Source organism: Hydrogenophaga sp. ZJX-1 (assembly GCF_048590325.1).
Lineage (GTDB): Bacteria > Pseudomonadota > Gammaproteobacteria > Burkholderiales > Burkholderiaceae_C > Hydrogenophaga.
In genome coordinates this window covers 1-16,910 of sequence record NZ_JBMBRA010000009.1, presented here as the reverse complement: position 1 = coordinate 16,910, position 16,910 = coordinate 1, and the positions used below count along the sequence as shown (strand labels likewise).

15 protein-coding genes are annotated in these 16,910 nt (G+C 62.5%); 10 read left to right on the top strand and 5 right to left on the bottom strand.

The genetic code is table 11. The features are described from left to right. Window positions 1-17: 17 nt before the first annotated feature. From ACN5W5_RS21205 to ACN5W5_RS21185, 5 genes are all read left to right on the top strand, one after another. Window positions 18-956 (top strand): sulfite exporter TauE/SafE family protein, encoded by a 939-nt coding sequence (locus ACN5W5_RS21205; RefSeq protein ID WP_420050425.1) that lies wholly within the window; start codon window positions 18-20, stop codon window positions 954-956. 13 nt (window positions 957-969) lie between these two features. Beyond that, window positions 970-1,398 (top strand): hypothetical protein, encoded by a 429-nt coding sequence (locus tag ACN5W5_RS21200; protein ID WP_420050424.1) that lies wholly within the window; start codon window positions 970-972, stop codon window positions 1,396-1,398. A 2-nt stretch (window positions 1,399-1,400) separates the two neighbouring features. After that, the gene (locus ACN5W5_RS21195) at window positions 1,401-2,222 is read left to right on the top strand and encodes a universal stress protein (RefSeq protein WP_420050423.1); all 822 of its coding nucleotides are present in this window, start codon (window positions 1,401-1,403) and stop codon (window positions 2,220-2,222) included. Window positions 2,223-2,241: 19 nt separating this feature from the next. Next, window positions 2,242-2,868 (top strand): Rieske 2Fe-2S domain-containing protein, encoded by a 627-nt coding sequence (locus ACN5W5_RS21190; protein WP_420050422.1) that lies wholly within the window; start codon window positions 2,242-2,244, stop codon window positions 2,866-2,868. Between the two features lie 100 nt (window positions 2,869-2,968). Further along, entirely contained in the window at window positions 2,969-4,621 is a 1,653-nt protein-coding gene (locus ACN5W5_RS21185; RefSeq protein ID WP_420050421.1) for a SulP family inorganic anion transporter, read from the top strand. Window positions 4,622-4,637: 16 nt separating this feature from the next. Here the strand turns inward: ACN5W5_RS21185 and ACN5W5_RS21180 are convergent, their stop codons facing one another. Next, window positions 4,638-5,627, bottom strand: coding sequence for a 3'-5' exonuclease (locus ACN5W5_RS21180; protein ID WP_420050420.1), 990 nt, complete (start codon window positions 5,625-5,627; stop codon window positions 4,638-4,640). Between the two features lie 457 nt (window positions 5,628-6,084). Then, the gene (locus ACN5W5_RS21175; RefSeq protein WP_420050419.1) at window positions 6,085-7,116 is read right to left on the bottom strand and encodes a TRAP transporter substrate-binding protein; all 1,032 of its coding nucleotides are present in this window, start codon (window positions 7,114-7,116) and stop codon (window positions 6,085-6,087) included. A 316-nt stretch (window positions 7,117-7,432) separates the two neighbouring features. On the opposite strand from ACN5W5_RS21175, the gene ACN5W5_RS21170 reads away from it, so the two are divergent. Next, window positions 7,433-8,659, top strand: a complete 1,227-nt coding sequence (locus tag ACN5W5_RS21170; RefSeq protein WP_420050418.1) for a CaiB/BaiF CoA transferase family protein — start codon at window positions 7,433-7,435, stop codon at window positions 8,657-8,659. A gap of 7 nt (window positions 8,660-8,666) precedes the next feature. Next, complete coding sequence (locus tag ACN5W5_RS21165; RefSeq protein WP_420050417.1) at window positions 8,667-9,344, top strand: TetR/AcrR family transcriptional regulator; 678 nt, start codon at window positions 8,667-8,669, stop codon at window positions 9,342-9,344. A 100-nt stretch (window positions 9,345-9,444) separates the two neighbouring features. Here ACN5W5_RS21165 and ACN5W5_RS21160 read toward each other — a convergent pair whose 3' ends face one another. Further along, window positions 9,445-10,602: an acyl-CoA dehydrogenase family protein gene (locus tag ACN5W5_RS21160; RefSeq protein ID WP_420050416.1), complete on the bottom strand. Its 1,158-nt coding sequence runs from the start codon at window positions 10,600-10,602 to the stop codon at window positions 9,445-9,447. A gap of 225 nt (window positions 10,603-10,827) precedes the next feature. Between ACN5W5_RS21160 and ACN5W5_RS21155 the strand changes: the two genes are divergently transcribed. The 3 genes from ACN5W5_RS21155 to ACN5W5_RS21145 all read left to right on the top strand — a co-directional run bounded on the left by ACN5W5_RS21155 (window position 10,828) and on the right by ACN5W5_RS21145 (window position 14,682). Then, entirely contained in the window at window positions 10,828-12,291 is a 1,464-nt protein-coding gene (locus ACN5W5_RS21155; RefSeq protein WP_420050415.1) for a benzaldehyde dehydrogenase, read from the top strand. 73 nt (window positions 12,292-12,364) lie between these two features. Continuing rightward, window positions 12,365-13,540, top strand: coding sequence for a mandelate racemase/muconate lactonizing enzyme family protein (locus ACN5W5_RS21150; protein WP_420050414.1), 1,176 nt, complete (start codon window positions 12,365-12,367; stop codon window positions 13,538-13,540). Between the two features lie 2 nt (window positions 13,541-13,542). After that, the gene (locus tag ACN5W5_RS21145) at window positions 13,543-14,682 is read left to right on the top strand and encodes a CaiB/BaiF CoA transferase family protein (RefSeq protein ID WP_420050601.1); all 1,140 of its coding nucleotides are present in this window, start codon (window positions 13,543-13,545) and stop codon (window positions 14,680-14,682) included. A 532-nt stretch (window positions 14,683-15,214) separates the two neighbouring features. On the opposite strand, the gene ACN5W5_RS21140 is transcribed toward ACN5W5_RS21145, so the two are convergent. Next, window positions 15,215-16,147 carry an electron transfer flavoprotein subunit alpha/FixB family protein gene (locus ACN5W5_RS21140; RefSeq protein ID WP_420050413.1) on the bottom strand — a complete coding sequence of 311 codons (933 nt, stop codon included), beginning with the start codon at window positions 16,145-16,147 and terminating at the stop codon, window positions 15,215-15,217. Window positions 16,148-16,159: 12 nt separating this feature from the next. Then, window positions 16,160-16,909: an electron transfer flavoprotein subunit beta/FixA family protein gene (locus ACN5W5_RS21135; RefSeq protein WP_420048748.1), complete on the bottom strand. Its 750-nt coding sequence runs from the start codon at window positions 16,907-16,909 to the stop codon at window positions 16,160-16,162. Window position 16,910: the final 1 nt, after the last annotated feature.

Genomic DNA, 16,910 nt, shown 5'->3' with positions numbered 1-16,910 from the left:
CGACCCTTGCGTCGTTGATGCCCGTTTTGAAAGCCTGCGTGGCCTGGGGTTGGTTCTTCATGCTGCCCGACCTGGCGTTCGCTGGCGACAGCGCGGTGCCCGGGAGTGCGATGCCCTGGTGGTTCTGGCCACTCGCCCTGTTCGTCACCTGCTTCCTCATCGGCATCGTGGCGGTGCCCGCCGGCATCGGTGGCGGCACGCTGTTCGTGCCCATCATCGGCGGCTTCTTTCCCTTCCATCTCGACTTTGTGCGCGGCGCCGGGTTGCTGGTGGCGCTGGCGAGTGCCCTGGCCGCCGGGCCCTTTCTGCTGCGGGGCGGCCTGGCCAGCCTGCGCCTGGCGCTGCCCCTGGCCTTGCTGGCCTGCATGAGTTCCATTGCCGGCGCGTTGCTGGGCCTGGCCCTGCCTGCCGCGGCCATCCAGACCGCACTGGGCGTGATCGTGCTGGGAATCGTGGCGCTGATGCTGGTATCGAAGAAGTCGGAATTTCCTCATGTGCCGCAACCCGACCGCCTGTCGTCCGCCCTGGGCATTCACGGCGTGTTCATCGACGGCGCATCGGGGCGCTCCATCGACTGGCAGGTCCACCGCACGCCCATGGGGCTGGTCCTGTTCCTGGCCATCGGCGTCATGGCCGGGATGTTCGGCATCGGCGCGGGCTGGGCCAATGTGCCGGCGCTCAACCTGCTGATGGGTGCGCCCCTCAAGGTGTCCGCAGGCACGTCGGGGCTGGTGCTGTCGCTGGTGGACTCGTCCGCCGCGTGGGTCTACCTGAACCGGGGCGCGGTGCTGCCGATGATCGCCGTGCCCTCGGTGGTGGGCATGATGCTCGGTGCGCGCCTGGGCGCCCGGTTGCTGCATGTGCTCAAAGCGTCGATCATCCGCAGGATGGTCATTGCCCTGCTGCTGTTTGCGGGTATCCGGGCGCTGCTCAAGGGCCTGGGCATCTGGGCCTGAAAGCGACCTCGCCATGAACACCCCACCATCCACGAACACCCTGCAACAGCAAGCCGAGGCATCGCGCTATGCGCTGTTGCTCGACTGGGGCACACGCGTCGGCGTCGTGGCGCTGTTCCTCAGCTTTGCGGCCTACCTGACCGGGCTGTTGCCGCCCCATGTCCCGCTGGAGGATCTGCCCGGCCTGTGGAACCTGCCGGTGGATGCTTATCTGCAGCGCACCGACACGCCCACGGGCTGGGGCTGGCTGGCGCTGGCCCACAAGGGCGACATGGCCAACCTCATCGGCATTGCCCTGCTGGCCGGCTGCTCGATGGCGCCCCTGCTGGGCCTGATCCCCCTGTACCTGAAGCGGCGCGACCACGCCTATGCCGTGATCTGTTGTCTGGTGGCGGCGGTGGTCCTGCTGGCCGCTTCCGGTGTGCTGACGGGAGGGCACTGAGCATGGGCCATCTCTTCACGCGTCTGCTGCTGGCCACCGAACACACGGCCTACGACACCGGCGCCGAAAACGTGGCTTTCGGCATGGCCACGCGCTGCCAGCTGCCGCTGCAAACGGTCATGCCCCTGGTCAGCAACCCGGAGTACGAGGCCCTGGCGCCCCAGATCGCGGCCCGCGCCGAGAGCGAGGCGGCGAAGCGGATCGCCGATCTGCGCGAGCTCGCCGGAGCGGCCGGTGTGACGATCGAGCTGCGCCTGCGCCGCGGGGAGGAGCCCTACCAGGAGATCGTGCAGGAAGCCCGGGAACAGGCCAGCGACCTGATCATCATCCGCCGGCGCGGCAAGCGCAGCTTCCTGGCCAATTTGCTGGTGGGCGAGATGGTCAGCAAGGTGGTGGCACACGCGCCCTGCCATGTGCTGATCGTGCCGCGCGGCGCCCGCATGTGGAGCCAGCGCGTGCTGGTGACCGCCGAACCCAGTCCACAAGGGCGCCAGGTGTTCTCCGTCGGAGTCGCGGTGGCGGCCCAGTGCAGCCTGCCGCTGCACCTGGTGACCGTGGTCGCCACGGAGGGCCTGCGTCCCCAGGCCGAGGCCTTCATCGCGGAGATGCTGGCACTGGCCGGGTCAGGCGGCGTGGCGGCCCAGGGCGAGGTGCGCTGTGGCAAGCCCTTCACCGAGATTCTGGCCTCGGCGACCGAGAGCCGGTCCGACCTGATCGTGATGGGCAGCCGGGACGACGGCCGCATTGGCCGCGCCCTGGTGGGCGGCGTGGCGCAGAAGGTGATGGGCCTGACCGAACACCCGGTGCTGGTTTTGCATTGTTGACAACCGAAAGCGATTGACCATGAGTGACGCACTGAACTACCTGCTCAAGGCCCGGCCCGACGCGCTGAGCCACTACTTTGCCTTCCTGAAGGATGCTGGCAAACACCTGGACCCCAAGACCCGGAACCTGATCTCGGTCATCACCAAGGTCGATTCACAGACCGAACGCGGCTTCAAGCAGTACCTGGGCCGCGCGCTGCGCGAGGGCTGCACACCCATGGAGGTGCTGGACGCACTGCTGATGGCCTTTCCCACGCTGGGGCTGGCCAAGATCGTCTGGGCGGTGGACATCATCCTGGCCATGAACATCCCCGAGTTCGATCCGGAGGTGCTCACCCGGGCGGCCCGGTGGCACGACGTGATCGACAGCGCCGGAATTGAAGATGGCGCGGTGGTCCGCACGGAATGCGACGGCCGGGGGCTGTTCGTCTACCGGGACCAGCAGACCTACAACGTGTTCGACAGCCGCTGCCCGCACCAGAGCACCGACATTCCCGAACTGGCCCTCCAGGACGGCACCCTGACCTGCCCCAAGCACCAGTGGGCTTTCGATGCCCACAGCGGTGCCTGCATCAAGAAAGGCAACAGCCCGCTCAAGCGCTTCGAGTCCAGGGTGGTCGAAGGACGCATCCACGCGCACTGGTAGGCCCGCGCCACTGGCGGGACAGGCGCGCTCGGGCGCCGGTGCGCCCGTGAGCCGGGCGGGCGTGTCTGCCAGCGCACCCGAGCCCGGGTAGCATCCACACATGCCCCGCCTGCACCGCCTCTTCCCCTTTCTCAACTGGCCCCGGCCCGACGCCGCGCTGCTGCGCAGCGAAGCACTGGCTGGCTTGACGGTCGGGCTGATGGTGATTCCGCAGGGCGTGGCCTACGCCGCGCTGGCAGGCATGCCACTGGTGACGGGCATCTACGCGTCCATGCTGCCGGCGCTGATCGCGGTGCTGTTCAGTTCGTCGGTGCGGCTCTCGGTCGGCCCCACCGCGCTCACCTGCCTGCTGGTGAGCGCCTCGCTCACCGGACTGGCCGAACCGGGCAGCGCGCGCTGGATCGAGCTGGCGGTGTGGCTGGCGTTGCTGAGTGGCGGCCTGCAGGTCGTGCTGGGTTTTGCGCGCTTTGGCTGGCTGCTCAACCTGGTGAACTCGCCGGTGCTGATGGCGTTCACGCAGGGCGCGGCGGTGCTGATCATCGGTTCACAACTGCCGGCGATGCTGGGTATTTCCGACGGCTGGGCCGCCCTGCTGACGCAGCCCCGGCTGCACTGGCCCACGCTGGCTTTCGGCCTCGGGGCCGCAGCAACCCTGACGCTGGCGCGGCGCTGGCGACCCGGCTTTCCCAGCGTGCTGCTGCTGGTGGTGGGCACCGCGGGCCTGAGTTACTGGACCGGCTTTCAGGCCGCGGGCGGTGGCGTGATCGGCGCCCTGCCGCAGGGGCTTCCCGCTCTTTTCGTGCCGGGCTGGCCAGGCTGGGAAACGCTGCGCCACCTGTTGCTGCCCACGCTGGTGATCACGCTGGTGAGTTTTCTGGAAACCGCGTCGAGCGCCAAGGTCGACAGCGGTGACCGCGGCCAACGCTGGGACCAGAACCAGGACCTGATCGGCCAGGGCCTGGCCAAGCTGTCGTCTGCCCTGGTGGGAGCGTTCCCCACCAGCTCCTCGTTTTCGCGTTCGGCGCTCAACCTCTATGCCGGCGCACGCACCGGCTGGGCCACGGTGTTCTCCGTGGCGGTGGTGCTGCTCACGCTGTTGCTGCTGACGCCGCTGCTGGCCTACGTGCCGCTGGCGGTGCTGGCAGCGATCGTGGTGGTGGCCGTGCTGGGGTTGATCAAGCCCAGGGCCTTCTTGCAACTGTGGCGGCTGTCGCGGGTGGAGGCGGTCACGGCAGCACTGACGTTTGCCATCACGGTGCTGGCCGCACCGCAGCTCTACTGGGGCGTGCTCGCGGGCATGCTGATGGCGCTGTCGCACTTTCTGTACCTGCGGCTGCACCCGCGCATCATCGAAGTGGGCCTGCACACCGACGGCAGCCTGCGCGACCGCCACCTCTGGCAACTGCCACCGCTGAACGAGCACACCTATGCCCTGCGCATGGACGCCGCGCTGGACTTTGCCACCGTCAACGGCTTCGAACTGGCCATCACGCAACACCTGTCCCAGCACCCGGACACGCGCCACGTGATGCTGTTCGCGCACCCGATCAACTGGGTTGACGCCACCGGCGTCGAAGCCTTCGGTCGCCTGCGCACACAGCTGGCCAGCCAGGGCATCGCACTGCACCTGGTGGGCTTGAAACTGCCGGTGGAGGCGCTGCTGCGCAAAGCCGGTGAACTGCCCGAGGGTGAACTGCTGCGGCTGTACCGCACCGAGGCCGAGGCGTTGCGATCGAACTGGGAGTCGGCGTGAACACGCGGTTGCGGGCCTACAAGCCCTGTTCAACGGTTCGACCGGGCCTCGCTGAATAACGCACGCTGCTGTCCATCGCTTCGATGTCCAGCCGCGCGCTGCGCCGACCATAGACCTCGGCCTTGAGCCATGCCAGCTCGGCCTCCAGCAGCGCCTGGCTCGCCAGCGTGCAGGTCCAGACCCTGGCGTCCGCATCCCACCGGTAGCCCCGGGCCTTCAGCTTGTCTTTGGACTCGAAGGGTGAGCCTGTCGCCCGCAGCTTGAAGCTGGGCAACGATGCGGCTGTGATCAGTTGGCTCAGGCCCGTGGTGGCGCCGGGGCCCGTGGGCTGGCTCAGCACCTGCAGCAAGGCATGGCAATCCACCTGGGCGCGGTGCGCGTCGTAGAACCAGCCCTGATCGTTGGCCAGCGCACTCAACTTGGAGGAGCCCGAACCGGCCGCCTTCCAGTCGATGTCCATGAACGAACAGGCCCAGGCTTTGGAAACGAAGCAGGGGAAACGGGCCTCCACGAAAGGCCTGTCAAACCCGGCGTTGTGCGCCACGATCAGATCGGCCTTCGACACCATGGCCGCAACCTGCTCGTCGTCCAGGCGCTGACCCCTGACCATGTCGTCGCTGATGCCCGTCACGGCCAGCGCCGTCGGCGGAATCGGCATGCCGGGGTCTTCGAAACCTTCAAAGACCTCAACCGGCCCCCACGGCAAGCCCGTGTCGGGGTCCACCTGCACCAGCAACATGGCCAGCTCGATGACCTTGTCGGTCTGGTGGGAGAGTCCGGTGGTTTCGGTGTCGAGCACCAGCACGCGCAGGCCGGCGCCCGGGTTGCCGGGATGGGGACCGTAGTCCATGCAGGGCAACAGCCGGCGCAGGACCCGGTAGTCGGCGTGTTGCTCCAGCAACTGCGCCATCTGCTCCAGATTCAGCGCCAGGGGTGCGACAACGGGTGCCGCGGCCGGTGGCTCCGTGGGCTTGGGCGGGTCAAATTCGAAACTGAACTGGGTCATCCGTGAAGGATACCTGTCGCATGCGACCGAATGAACAGCTCAAGAGGTGCATGCTGGACTGTCGCGTGGGTCACGAGGAACCCACGCAAGTCGTTGTGATGGTTGGTGCGGCTGGTGGGGATGAAACCCATGTCTCAGCCCCATTGCGAGCACCGGCGGTTGAGCCGCGCATTTAATGCCACTGCTTTGGGCCAGCGGCATTCCCCAAGGCAGGCGCACCACGACTTGTTTGAGGGCAAAGGCGATTTGCGCCTAGGTGAACTTGCTCTTCTTCACGACATGCTCCTGCCCGCTTGGGGCGTTCATCATGCCGGGTCTCTCTGTAACTGATCGGTTCGAAATCCTGGGACTGGGTCCATTCAGCGTTTTGTCAACAGCCATGCCAGGTGAGCAAGTTATTGGGCAGGCTGATCCAGTGGGGCAGACTGTGCTCACCGGCCCTTATTGGATTTGAAAGTTACTTGCTGCGCTTTGCAATCAAGGCATCCGCCTCCGCAGCCAGCTTGTCCCCATTTATGCCTCGCTTACCTACCTCCTGGTACCACATCGCACGCACACGGGAGGTGGCACGTTGCCACTGTGCGGTCTCGGCTGCATCCAGGGTAATGATCGTGTTGCCTTCCTTCTTGACAGCATCGATACCTCTCTTGTCACCCTCGTTCATTGCCTTGCCGAAGAGTGCTGCGACATTGGCACCGCTGTTGTTGTCGATGACCTTCTTGAGGTCTGCTGGGAGCTTCTCGTAGGTACCTTTGTTCATCACGAAAGCAAAGGTCCCGGTGTACAGACCCCTGTCGCCGGCCGTGATCGTGTGGTTCTTGACCATCTGCTGAATCCGCAGAGCAGGTACAACCTCCCACTGAAGCGAGGTTGCTGTGATGACACCCTTTGAAAGTGCCTCACTTACAGCAGGCGCTGGCATGCCCACGGGCACCGCCCCGAGTTGCTCGAGCGTGATGTTGACAATACGCGAGGCTCCTCGTACGCGCATCCCCTTGAGGTCATCCAGCGTTCTGACTGGCGTCTTCGTATGCAACACACCCGGACCGTTGACATGCGCAGCCAGCAGCTTGACGTCCTTGAACTCTTCCATCGCATAGGTGGTCACGTACTCATGAAAAGCCAACGATGACTTTTCAGCGTCCTTGTTCGCCATGAAGGGAAGCTCAAAGACTTCAGATCGAGGGAACCGACCAGGCGTGTAACCCAGCGCGGTCCAGATGATGTCTACGACCCCGTCACGCGCCTGATCAAACAACTGGGATGGCGTACCTCCAGCCTGCATCAGCGGGAAGTGCTGCACCTTGATGCGTCCACCACTCTCCTTTTCAACCTTCTCGATCCACGGGGTGATGGCCATGGCCGGGACGCTCGAAGTCTGAGGCAGAAACTGGTGCAGGCGCAGCGTGACCTCGCTGGCGCCTGCTCCTTGCAGTGCCAGGGACGCCAGAACACCGGCACCAATGAGCAGTTTTTTGAGATTGATCACAGCATGTCTCCATGAAAAGGGTAGGTCTCAGGACTCGTCAGGCCTGAAAGGACCGTTGATATTCTGATTTATCAACCAACCAGTTGGTTGATAAATGTAGTGTGGGGGTATCAAGGTCTCTGAACAATTAGGGTTTACGCTGACACTTCAAGCACTCCACGGCCCTCACCCCGCTTGATTTGGGTTTTCCGTGGCTGTGAATGCCTTCCGGTCCACTGGCGCGAAGTCGCCATGTGTGTTTGCAGCTGTCCGCTGTTTGCGACAGCAAGATTTGTTTGCTATTATCAACCAACCATTTGGTTGATTGGATATTTGCATGACACCCACGACTGGCGCTTTGCGCGGCTTGCGCGTTCTTGACCTTACTCACGCGCTCGCTGGTCCCTTTTGTTCACAGATCCTTGCCGACCACGGCGCGGACGTCATCAAGGTCGAACCCTTGGAAGGGGACTTCTTCCGACGGATGGGCCCGTTCAGGGACGATGACCAGCAGCGGCACTTCGGGGGCCTGTTCCAGTCCTGCAACCGCAACAAGCGCTCGATCGCCATCAATCTGAAATCAGCTGATGGTCAGTCACTCCTCAAGACTCTGGCATCACAAGCAGACGCTCTGGTAGAGAACTATCGTGCCGGCGTGATGGACAAACTGGGTCTGGGTTACGAGAGGCTGCGTGAGGTCAATCCGCGGCTGGTCTACACCTCGGTAAGAGGTTTTGGTGACCGGTCCGGGGGCACGAGTCCATACATGGATTGGCCTGCGTTTGACATTGTCGCCCAGGCCATGGGTGGCTGGATGGGTGTGACCGGCGAGGACAAGGATCATCCCGTCAAGGTGGGCGGCGGCGCCGGCGATACGGTTTCGGGACTGTTTGCTGCTTTCGGCACGATGGCGGCCATCTGGAACGCAAGGAGCAGCGGCGCCGGACAGTATGTGGATGTCGCCATGACGGACAGCATCCTCGCCTTGTCGGAACTGGTGGTCAGTACCTTCAGCTACCGCGGCGTTTCCCCCGAGCCGGTGGGCAACGGGATTCCGGGTCTTGCCCCCTTCGGCACCATCTATGTCAAGGATGGGGTGATCGCCATCGCGGCGCCACACGATCCGCAGTTCAAACTGCTGTGCCAGCTCATTGGGCAGCCCGAGCTGATGGAAGACCCGCGCTTCTCAAAAGAAGCACTTCGCTGGGAAAACCATGTTGCGCTGCGTGAGGCCATCGAGCGCTTCACCAAGACCAAGACCAAAGCGGAGCTCAAGGAGCTCTTCGGCGGCAAGGTGCCTTTCAGTCCCATCTACAACGCAGCTGAGATCTTCGCTGACCCTCACTTTTCTGTCCGGGAGATGCTTCCGCAAGTGGAGCATCCAGGGTCAGCCACTCCAGTCTGCGTACCTGGCATTCCCGTCAAACTCTCAGGTACGCCGGGCCAGGTGAGGCATCGCGCACCGCTCCTGGGCGAGCACAGCCGTGCGATTCTTGCCGAAGTCGGCTTGGACGCCACACGCATCCAGGCCCTCATCGACTCTGGCGTCGTTTCCGCACAATAATTGCACCATGCCTGACGCGATCCTCACTGAAAAGCAAACCAAGACAACAGCTCGCAAAAGGGCGGCGGTCAAAACCGCCACCTCACGCCGAAAAGCTTCGCCCGGTGCCAGGCACGAGGACAAACTCACAGCCATTCTTCGCACAGCTGCACAGCTGTTCGCTCAGAACGGATATGAGTCGACTTCGCTGGATATGATCGCGGACCGCCTTGGCATGCACAAGGCCACGCTCTACCACTACGTGAACAACAAGGAGAGCATCCTCTACCAGTGCCTGGTCAAGTCCTTCGGGAATCTGGACAGCGTCATGAAGAGCATGGAGGATCGAAAGCTACCTGTCCTTGATCGATTGCGCCTCTTTGTTCGAAGCCTTGCTGAGGCGCAGAACAACGACTTCGGGCGTTGTCTTGTGCTGGTTGGCGCAGGCCCTCTGGACAACATGACCGGTGATGACATTCGTCAGTTTCAGCGACGCCTGGACCAAACGGTGCGGGCACTGATCACCGAGGGCATTGCCTCCGGGGTGATTCGACCCTGCCACCCAGGCATGGTGTCTGCACTCCTCTTTGGAGCCCTCAACTGGGTGCCTCGCTGGCATTCAGGCAAGGGCAAGTTTTCAATCCAGGATGTGGCTGACAACTTCGTCGAGACACTGGTCAAAGGCATCGGCACAGGCGCCGCCTGACGAGTTGCGTCATCGAGGCAGATCGATACCGATCACTACAGCAAAGAAAGAAGCCCGGAAGTGATTCCGGGCTTCTTTCTTTTGGAAGGGCCAACGCCCGTCACATGGATCGAGCAATCACATCCTTGAGCGTTTCATTCGATCCGCCATAGATCTTCGCGACCCGTGCGTCCATGTAGAGCTGAGCGATCGGATACTCGGTGCAATAGCCATAACCACCAAACAGCTGCAGGCAACGATCGATGATTTCGCACTGCTTGTGCGACCCCCACCACTTGGCCATCATGGCGTCGTTGGGCTGCAAGGACTTGCCGTCGACCATATCCTTGACGACGTTGTCGATGAACACCCGGCCGATTCGTGCCTCTGTCAGGCACTCCGCAAGCGTGAACTTCGTGTTCTGAAAGTCCCAGAGGGTCTGCCCCAGCATCTTGCGGTTCTTGGCATGCTCAACCGTCAACTCGATGGCTCGCTCTGCGCAAGCGATCCCGACAATGCCGATGGACAAACGCTCCCGAGTAAACACATCCATCAGCTGGAAGAAGCCTTTGCCTTCCACGCCGCCAATGAGGTTCTCCGCCGGTACCCGAGCATCTTCCAGAAAGACCTCGGCGGTGTTGAGAGCGTTTTGTCCAATCTTGTCGATGATCTTGGACACCTTGAACCCCGGGCACTTGTCCTTTTCCACCATGAACAGCGAAATGCCCCTGGCACCGGAACCTGATTCACCTGTGCGCGCCGCCACAAGAACCATGTCCGCCTGATCGCCCAGGGTGCAGAAAATTTTGTTGCCATTGAGCACATAGTCATCGCCATCGCGTCGCGCAGATGTGCGCAGCGCCTTGACGTCGGTACCGGCATCGGGTTCGGTGATGGCCACAGCGATCATCTTCTTTCCACGAGCGATGTCGGGCATCCATCGCAGCAGCTGCTCTTGTGTGGCTGTTCCGTGGAAAAACCCTGGGCTGTTGAGTGCACCCGGAATGAAGCCGAAGGTCGTATCACAGATGCGTGCCTGCTCCTCCATAACGACCACCTCGTGCGCGAAACTGGCGCCCATGCCACCGTACTCCTCGGGAATGCTCATGCACAGCAAGCCCAGCTCACCGGCCTTCTCCCAGACCTCCCGGTCCACATGGTGTTGACGACGGAAGCGTTCTGCGTGTGGGGCCACTTCGTCCTCGAAAAAACGCCGGGCCGTCTGCCTCAGCATGTCCAGCTCCTCGGTCATCCATGGCGAGCGGTAAGTCGTTGTCAAGTTGTCTCTCCGGTTGGCAGGTTGATCTGACTTGCAGCGTGCAAGCGTTGACCCGATTCTGTGTGTGTACTGCAATTTTGTCAACCAACCGGTTGGTTGACAAATTGCATATCCACATCTACAGTCGGCCTGGCCTTGAATGAGAACGGAGCGGTGCGTCAACCGACGCAAGAACGAGCTCGCGAACAAGCAGGACACCACAGACACACCATCAGGAGATGACACATGACAACCGATTTGCTCAACACCATGGACTGGTCCGCGAAAGCATTGGCCGGAGAGTGGAAGACGCTGTCCGGCGGACAGATTGATGTGATCGAGCCCGCCACTGGGCAGGTGCTGGCCAAGGTTGCGCTGGCCAATGCCCAGGACGTGCAGGACAGCGCCATGCTGGCCAAGCAGGCGCAGAAGACTTGGGCCGCGATGCCCTATGGCGAGCGGGCCAGGATCTTCCGCAAGGCCGCTGACCTGCTCGAGGCCAACCGCCAGGCTTTCGCCACATGGATCGTCCGGGAAACCGGCGGCATCCAGCCCAAGGCGACGTTCGAGATCGATTCGGTCATCCACCATTGCCACGAAGCCGCGGCCATGCTGACCCAATCCCGAGGGCTCGTACTGCCCAGCGTGGACGGCGTCACGAGTCTGGCGCGACGTGTGCCACACGGCGTGGTCGGCGTGATCTCTCCCTTCAACTTTCCATTTCTGCTCTCCAGCCGCGCCGTTCTTCCAGCCTTGGCCACTGGTAACGCAGTGGTCCTCAAGCCGGACGCGCGCACCCCAGTCAGCGGCGGCGTGATGCTTGCTCTGATACTCGAAGCCGCAGGCCTTCCCAAGGGGGTCCTTCACATGCTGCCGGGTGCGGCAGAAGCGGGTGAAGCGTTGGTGACAGATTCCAACGTCACCATGATCTCCTTCACAGGCTCCACGGCAGTGGGCCGGCGCGTGGGTGAACTCGCGGGCAAGCACCTCAAGAAGGTGGCGCTGGAGTTGGGTGGCAAGAACTCGCTCATCATTCTGGAAGACGCTGATCTGGAAATGGCCATTTGTGGCGGCTCCTGGGCATCCTGGCTGCATCAGGGCCAGATCTGCATGAGCGCCGGTCGTCATCTGGTGCATCGCAGCCTGTATGAAACCTACGCGACCCGCATGGCTGAAAAGGCCAAGGCACTGCCTGTGGGCGACCCCCACACCCAGCCCGTGGCCCTGGGTCCCATCATCACCGTTGCTCAGGTGCAGCGGGTCGATCGCATCGTTCAGGAGTCCATTCGCATGGGCGCCAAGCTGCTGGCCGGCGGAACACCGAATGGCCAGTTCTACCCCGCTACCGTGCTGTCTGACGTGACACCTGACATGCCTGTGTTCCGGGAAGAGATCTTCGGACCGGTGGTTGCCATCAGTGCCTTCGACAGCGACAGCCAGGCTATCGCGCTGGCCAATGACAGCGAGTACGGCCTCTCCGCCGGCATTCACACGCAGAACATCGGCCGCGGAATGGCCATGGGCGAGCAACTGAACGTGGGCCTGCTGCACATCAACGATCAGACCGTCAATGATGACGGCACCATGCCCATGGGTGGCCGCGGCGCCTCAGGCAACGGTTCCCGCCATGGTGGCCCGGCCAACTGGGACGAGTTCACCCAGTGGCAGTGGACGACCATCCGCAACAGCGCCCCAGCCTATCCCCTCTGACCTTCCCGCTGCACTGCGCGGGCCCATGGCTTTGCGCAGCGCCTCTTTGCACCCATTTCCCTGATCCCACGCCATGACCAAGATTGTCAAAGTCGAATGCACCCCGGTTTCCACGCCACTGAAGAAGCCGGTGATCATGCCCAACACACGCATCACTTCCATCGATAGCGTGGTGCTCAAACTCACCTGCGATGATGGAACAGTCGGTTTCTCCGACTCGGGCGACACCTCTTCCTGGTATCGCGGCGAGCTCCAGGAATCGATCATGGCAATGATTCGCCATGTCATCGCTCCCCGAATCCTGTTGGGCGAAGACCCTCGCAGCATCGAGAAGATCGTCTCCAAGATGGATTTGCTGGTGCGTGACAACAACCAGGCCAAGGCCACCGTCGACTTCGCACTCCACGACCTCAAAGGCAAGCTGCTGGGTGTGCCTGTTTACGACCTACTCGGTGGTCGCACCATTGAGGCTGCACGGCAGGGCTGGGTTTTGTCAGCCGGCAAACCCGATGATGTCGCGGCCGAAGCCAAGCGTGCCAAGGACATCGGTTTTGCGTTGTTCAAGATGAAGATCGGCTATGGCACGATCCAAGATGACATCGACATGGTCCACGCTGTTCGTGAGACCGTCGGCCCCGATGCGTATTTGACCATCGACGCCAACGGCTTCTGGAGCTACGAAAAAGCTTTGCACATCATCCGCAGGATCGACTCTGCCGGTCTGGACCTGATTGAGCAACCTCTCGCCCACTGGGACATTGAAGGCATGGCTCGCCTTCGCGCTGCCGTCAAGACGCCGATCTATGCCGACGAGTCCGCGCAGGAGCTCTACAACCTCAAGGAAATCATTGATCGTCGTGCGGCCGACGGTCTGTTCCTGAAGCTTCAGAAAGCCGGAGGACTGGTCAAATCCCAGCGGTGGCTCACGATGGCACGGCTGGCGGGCCTGCCCGTCCACTGTGGCTGCATGATCGGCTCCGGCCTGGAGCATAGCCCCTCGGCTCATTTGTGGACGGCCAATGAATGGGCCACACAGGGTCTTAACGAGTCCATCGGACCGTTGATGATTCACGGCACCATGGAGAGCAAGAACATTGCCCCGGGCACCGACATCGCCTTGAACATTCCCAGGTTTGAGGCTGGTCTTTGCTATCCCAACGAAGGCCCCGGCTTTGGCATTGACCTCAATGAGGCCTTCCTGGTCAGCAACAAGACGGTCGACAAGGACGGCTTCGTCCTGGAGATGTGATGATGCGCGCCGGACCTCTGTCGCACCTGACCGTTGTCGAGTTTGCCGGACTCGGTCCAGCGCCTTTTGCCGCCATGATGCTTGCGGACCAAGGCGCAAGGGTGATCCGCATCGATCGTCCGGTCAAACCAGGCCAGGCTTCTGGCATGGGTGCCCTGACTGCGCGCAAGAGCGATGTATTGTCGCGAGGACGTGAATCGATAGCACTGGACCTCAAGAGTCCAGAGGGTCAGCAGACGGCCCTGGCATTGATCACTCGCGCCGACATCCTGATAGAAGGGTTCCGGCCCGGCGTGATGGAGTCGCTGGGAATCGGGCCCGAGGTCTGTCTGAAGCTGCGCCCTTCACTCGTATACGGGCGTGTGACAGGCTGGGGACAAACCGGTCCTTTGTCGCAGGCGGCCGGACATGACATCAACTATGTGGCGCTGTCAGGCGCACTGCACACCAACCGTCGCGCAGGCGAGGCGCCAACGGTTGCACCCGGCTTGATCGGAGATTTTGGTGGCGGTGGCATGCTGCTGGCCTTTGGCGTCCTGGCTGCGTTGGCCCATGCACAGCGGACAGGGGAAGGACAGGTCGTCGATGCAGCCATCACAGACGGTGCGGCCCTGTTGACCGCGCTGGTTCAAGGCTGGCACTCCGCTGGGCTCTGGAGCAACGAGGCTGGCACCAACAACGGAGATGGAGGAGCCCATTTTTACAACACGTACCAGTGCGCGGACGGCAAGTGCATTTCGATCGGGCCCATGGAACCACAGTTCTACAAGCTGCTGCGCGAGAAGTGCAATTTGCACGATCCCCTATACGACGCGCAGTGGGACAGCAGCCAGTGGCCCACCCTTAAAGCAAAGCTCTCCGACGTATTTGCGAAGAAGACACGACAAGAGTGGTGTGAGTTGCTTGAAGGCACCGATGTCTGCTTCGCACCCGTCCTTGATCTCGATGAAGCTCCCGGTCATCCGCACAACATCTCGCGAGGAACGTTTGTCACTGTCGAAGGCATCACGCAACCGGCGCCTGCACCGAAGTTCGGTCTAACGCCAGCAGCGCCGTGCCAATCTGTTGGTGAGATTGGCCGAGAGACCAACGCAATTCTCAACGAACTTCGCAGTTCAGCTTCGGAGTTTGGAAAGGGCTGAATAGAGTGAGACTCCACGGAGCGGTCCCCTGTGGAACTGGAAGAAACGGAACAGCGGGACAACACAAAGAGCAGAGCCGCTCAAGCGAGCGACAACGACGTATCCGGAACCAACCGGCGTGCGTTTGGCCATGCCCCACTGGCCAGTAGCCGTTCAAGCTCCTGTTCCACTACTTGCAGGACACGTTTGATGGCCAGCGCACCGCTGTCGCGGCGTGTACGCGCCAGGTACATTTTCCAGTTCACCAGCGGTGACGAAAATGGAACCGCGATGAGCTGTCCGGTCTCAACCGCATAGCTCCATGACGTGCTCACGCTGACTGCCACGAAGCAGCTGTTGGGTACGGCGAACAGCGCTGGCCGGAATGGCGGCTGTACGAGGTACTTCGGTTATACGGCTTCCGGGACCCGTTTGGCGCCGCGCCAATCGACCGTTTCCCCACCATCCGGATGGTGGTCTGACCCTAACCGGTCCTCGAGCCAAAGCCTCGAAAAAAGAAGTGATTTGCCAGATTTTTGAAAAGGCAAATTCCTTACACGCGTTCCATCAACTGTGGCACCGCCGTGAACAGATCGGCTTCCAGCCCGTAGTCGGCCACCGAGAAGATCGGGGCTTCCGGGTCCTTGTTGATCGCCACGATCACCTTGCTGTCCTTCATCCCGGCCAGGTGCTGGATCGCGCCCGAGATGCCGCAGGCCACGTAGAGCTGCGGCGCGACGATCTTGCCGGTCTGGCCCACCTGCCAGTCGTTCGGGGCGTAGCCCGCGTCCACCGCGGCGCGGCTCGCGCCCAGCGCGGCGCCGAGCTTGTCGGCCAGCGGGGTCATGACCTCGTTGAACTTCTCGGCGCTGCCCAGCGCGCGGCCACCCGAGACGATGATCTTGGCGGCGGTCAGTTCGGGGCGGTCGCTCTTGGCGATCTCGCTGCCCATGAAGGTGCTCTTGCCGCTGTCGGCCTGCGCTGCCTGGGTTTCCACGGCGGCCGATCCACCGGCGGCGGCGGCGGGATCAAAGCCCGTGGTGCGCACGGTGATGACCTTGGTGGCGTCGGCGCTCTGCACGGTGGCGATGGCGTTGCCGGCGTAGATCGGACGCTCGAAGGTGTCGGCGGCGATCACCTTGGTGATGTCGCTGATCTGGCCCACGTCGAGCTTGGCGGCCACGCGCGGGGCGATGTTCTTGCCGCTGGCGGTGGCAGGGAACAGGATATGGCTGTAGGCCGATGCAATGGCCAGCACCTGGGCGGCCATGTTTTCGGACAGGCCGTGCGCGAGGTACTCGGCGTCGGCGTGGATGACTTTGGCGACGCCCGCGATCTGGGCAGCGGCGGCTGCTGCGGGGCCGGCGTTGTGGCCGGCGATGAGCACGTGCACATCACCCCCGCACTGGGCGGCGGCGGTGACGGTGTTGAGCGTGGCGCCCTTGATGCTGGCGTTGTCGTGTTCGGCAATGACGAGTGCGGTCATGTTGTTTCTTCCTCAGATCACTTTGGCTTCGTTCTTGAGCTTGTCCACCAGGGCGGCCACATCGGCCACCTTGATGCCGGCACCGCGCTTGGGCGGCTCGCTGACCTTCAGGGTCTTGAGGCGAGGGCTCACGTCCACGCCGAGGTCTTCGGGCTTGACGATGTCCATCTGCTTCTTCTTGGCCTTCATGATGTTGGGCAAGGTCACGTAGCGCGGCTCGTTCAGGCGCAGGTCGGTGGTGACGATGGCCGGCAGGCTGAGGCTCAGGGTTTCCAGGCCGCCATCCACTTCACGGGTCACGTTGACCTTGCCGTCGACCACTTCGACCTTGCTGGCGAAGGTGCCCTGCGGCAGATCGGCCAGGGCGGCGAGCATCTGGCCGGTCTGATTGCAGTCGTCGTCGATGGCCTGCTTGCCCAGGATCACGAGGCCGGGCTGTTCCTTGTCCATCAGCGCCTTGAGCAGCTTGGCCACGGCCAGCGGTTGCAGTTCTTCGGCGGTTTCCACCAGGATCGCGCGGTCGGCGCCGATGGCCATGGCGGTGCGCAGGGTTTCCTGGCACTGCGTGACGCCACAGGAAACAGCGATGACCTCGGTGACGACGCCCTTTTCTTTCAGGCGCACGGCTTCTTCGACCGCGATCTCGTCAAACGGGTTCATGCTCATCTTGACGTTGGCCAGGTCCATGCCGGACTGGTCGGCCTTGACGCGCACCTTGACGTTGTAGTCCACCACGCGTTTGACGGGGACGATGACCTTCATA